This window comes from Brochothrix sp., from assembly GCF_017549435.1.
GTDB classification, from domain to species: Bacteria; Bacillota; Bacilli; order Lactobacillales; family Listeriaceae; genus Brochothrix; species Brochothrix thermosphacta.
Window position 1 is genome coordinate 1 of the sequence record NZ_JAFYUW010000169.1, and the last position, 3,218, is coordinate 3,218.

The window sequence follows — 3,218 nt, forward strand, 5'->3', positions numbered from 1 at the left end:
AGCTCATGAGTGACAATAATCACTGTTTTATTTTGTTGACGAGCAATTGTTTGTAGTATTGTAATGATTTCTTTTGATATCGCTTGATCGAGATTTCCAGTGGGTTCATCTGCCACGATAATCGGAGCATCGCAACACATTGCACGAACAATCGCAACACGTTGTTGTTGACCACCCGATAGTTTGGTGACATTTTTCTTAGCTAAAACGTCATCGATACCAACGCTTTTTAGCATTGTAAGCGCATATTTTTTAGCATCACTTTGTTTTGCATGTGTAATCGACATAGCCGTTGTGACATTTTGTAATGCTGTCATATAAGGAAGTAGGTTGTACGCCTGAAATACAATCGATACGCCGGTTTTACGGTAACGTGTAAGACCCAGTTTAGCAATATCTTGGTCATCCCACACTATCTGGCCTTCCTTTGGCTTATCCATCCCCGACAATAAGGATAAAAATGTTGTTTTACCAGACCCACTGCTACCGAGGATAGCGTATGTTTTACCACTATCAAATGAAAGATTCACATCTTTAAATAAATAATCATCTTGCTGTTTATACCAATAAGAAATATTTTTTGCTGTTAACATACACATTCTCCTCAACTAGTTAATATATTTTTAGGTTGTAAACGAATAATACCGACAGAAGCAATTAGAACAGACAGGAAACAAATACCTAAGCCTAATCCTCCCAACTCCAATAATTCTGTAAGTGACAAAGTGATATCGAGGGATTTAATTTCGTCAGGTTGTTTCGCTTTTTCAGCCATTTCACCACCTTGGCCAGGGCCGCCACCACCATTAGGTTCGCCACCTTCAAATTTAGAAGTATTAGACGTCGTCGTACTTTCTGTTTCTTGAGCAAGCAATTGTTCGCCCACAATATTGCCGACATAACTACCACTAAACCCTGCAATAACAAGCGAAAGGGACAGTACCAAAATCAACTCAGTAAAGAATTGAGCAATCACTTTAAAGCGATTTTCTCCAAGTGCCAACAACACACCAATTTCGTATTTACGTTCTCTAATCGTTAACATTACAATTAAAGCGAGAATAATCGTACCAGCAACACTAACTAGGAGTACAATATTTTCTGAGAAAGATGTAATATTGCTAATCGGTTTCAACATTTGTTGATAAAGTGAATCATTCGTTTGTAATTCAAATGTATCCGTATCAATTAACTTGTTCGCTTGTTTGACGAATGCTGTTAGTTGTTTAGGTTGAGCAAGCGTGTAAGTAGCAGAATCAGCTGTATTTTTATAAGTAGAGCCTTTCATTGTATTGGCAAATGTATAGGATGTATAAATGGTATTCACAGGATCCATAAAGGCGAAATTCATGCCCATACCATCAGCAACCTCACTCGTTTCATAGATACCTTTGACGATCATTTTATAGGTCACTGATGTATCCGTTGCATTTGTAATCTTAAAGGTATCACCAACTTTTAAATCGTTTTGTTCAGCCAGTGTGCTTTCAATCATAACGTTATTGGTGTTTTTGTCAGCCTCTGTAATTGCTTTTCCACTAATAATTGTATTGCCATCGTCACTAAAAGCTTCTAAAGCAGCAGTTGATAATACGCCAGAAATAGCAAAATCACCCTGAGCTTGTTGTGGACCACCACCATCACCAGGTCCGTCAGCTTCTTTTGTATCGGTAGTAGAACTGGAATCGGAGCTGCTTTCGACAGCAGTGAATTTGGACGTTGCACCTGCGGATGTTGAAGAAAGAATATTGTAAGAACTCACATTGTCTAACTGGGCGATTTTCTCAACATCCGTTAATTTTACGACACGTTCCGTCGCTGATTCGTTTTTTTCAGTTGTACTCTTGTCTTGATTTCCCCGTTGTTCTCTCATGTTTTCACGGTTAATCGAAAGCGTTGCGGTTGCACCAATGTTTTCTTTAGCATTTTCGGATGCTTGTAAGGCAGCACTTTTAATCGTTAAACCTGCTAAAATAAAAATTAAAATAGCAGAAAAAACAGCAATTAATAAAAAGGTGCGACCTCGTTTGACGATGATACTGTACCAAGCACGTTTAATAAAATTCATAATTATAATAACCTCCTTTTGTAAGTAAGTTCACTATAAACAATGAAGCTTAAACGAAACTTAAAAAGGCAGAAGTTGCTTTTTTAAAACTTATCAACAGTGTTGACAACGTCTGTGTATAACTCTCATTGAAAATGTGGATAATATCAACTATACTTAAATAGTCAGGGGGTTTTAAAATGAGCGAAAATAATGAAAAGCTTTACTACGCATGCGCTGATCATGTTGATTACATCTTAGATGACTGTATTTATGAGGAAGAAACATTTCCCGAAATGAACAAAATACCAGAAGATAGCCTGTGCATAACTTGTGCGTACTGTAAAAAGGATGCCGTTTATATAGTGGGGAACATACATTCGCACACATAATGTGGATAAAGTTGTGGATTGTGTGGATAACACCCTGTGCATAAGTCTGTGGAAAAGGATGGAAAACTGTGAATATAACAATCATATCTGTGGGTAAACTCAAAGAAAAGTATTTAAAACAAGGAATTGAAGAATATGCGAAGCGTTTAACGAAGTATTGTAAGTTTAATGTTGTCGAAGTTCCTGATGAAAAAGCACCGGAAAATCTCAGTGCAGCTGAAATGATACAAGTAAAAGAAAAAGAAGGCGAACGTATTTTAGCGAAGGTGAAAGATCAAGACTATATCTTTGCTTTAGCAATTAATGGGACGCAATATAGCTCGGAAGGTATGGCGCAACAAATTGATAAAATCGGTATCAGTGGTAAAAGTAGCATCGTGTTTATTATTGGCGGATCGCTTGGATTAAGTGATGAAGTCTTACATAAAAGTAATCAATTAATCTCTTTTGGGAAACTAACCTACCCCCACCAATTAATGAAATTGGTGCTAGTGGAACAAATTTACCGAAGTTACCGAATTATCCATGGACATGCTTATCATAAATAAGGTTTTTTTGAAGTAGTCGAAGAGACAGTTGTTTTTGATTTGAATAGATCTAATAAGATAGAGATACCATTAATGATATTTCAAGTTGAATATATTAAAAGTCTAAAAAAGGAAGAATTATTAAAAAGGAGATGTAATTTGTTATACTTATTAATTATTATATTTTTGTATGTATTTAAAATTAGATTGAAATTCAAGTTTATTAAAGCAGTAATTATATCTTTTATTGTA

Annotated in this window: 4 protein-coding genes; 2 read left to right on the top strand and 2 right to left on the bottom strand. The window is 35.9% G+C overall.

The window, feature by feature from the left end; translation table 11 throughout:
- Both IKV95_RS10685 and IKV95_RS10690 read right to left on the bottom strand, forming a co-directional pair.
- Positions 1–593 (bottom strand): ABC transporter ATP-binding protein (locus tag IKV95_RS10685; protein WP_287451823.1); only part of this gene is annotated, 593 nt, incomplete at its 3' end.
- A gap of 11 nt (positions 594–604) precedes the next feature.
- Positions 605–2,068, bottom strand: coding sequence for an ABC transporter permease (locus IKV95_RS10690; RefSeq protein WP_069126645.1), 1,464 nt, complete (start codon positions 2,066–2,068; stop codon positions 605–607).
- A gap of 179 nt (positions 2,069–2,247) precedes the next feature.
- On the opposite strand from IKV95_RS10690, the gene IKV95_RS11240 reads away from it, so the two are divergent.
- Positions 2,248–2,439, top strand: a complete 192-nt coding sequence (locus tag IKV95_RS11240; RefSeq protein ID WP_069126643.1) for a CxxH/CxxC protein — start codon at positions 2,248–2,250, stop codon at positions 2,437–2,439.
- A gap of 68 nt (positions 2,440–2,507) precedes the next feature.
- A complete protein-coding gene (rlmH, locus tag IKV95_RS10695) occupies positions 2,508–2,987 on the top strand; it encodes a 23S rRNA (pseudouridine(1915)-N(3))-methyltransferase RlmH (protein ID WP_069126642.1) in 480 nt (159 codons plus the stop codon).
- The last annotated feature ends 231 nt before the right edge of the window (positions 2,988–3,218 follow it).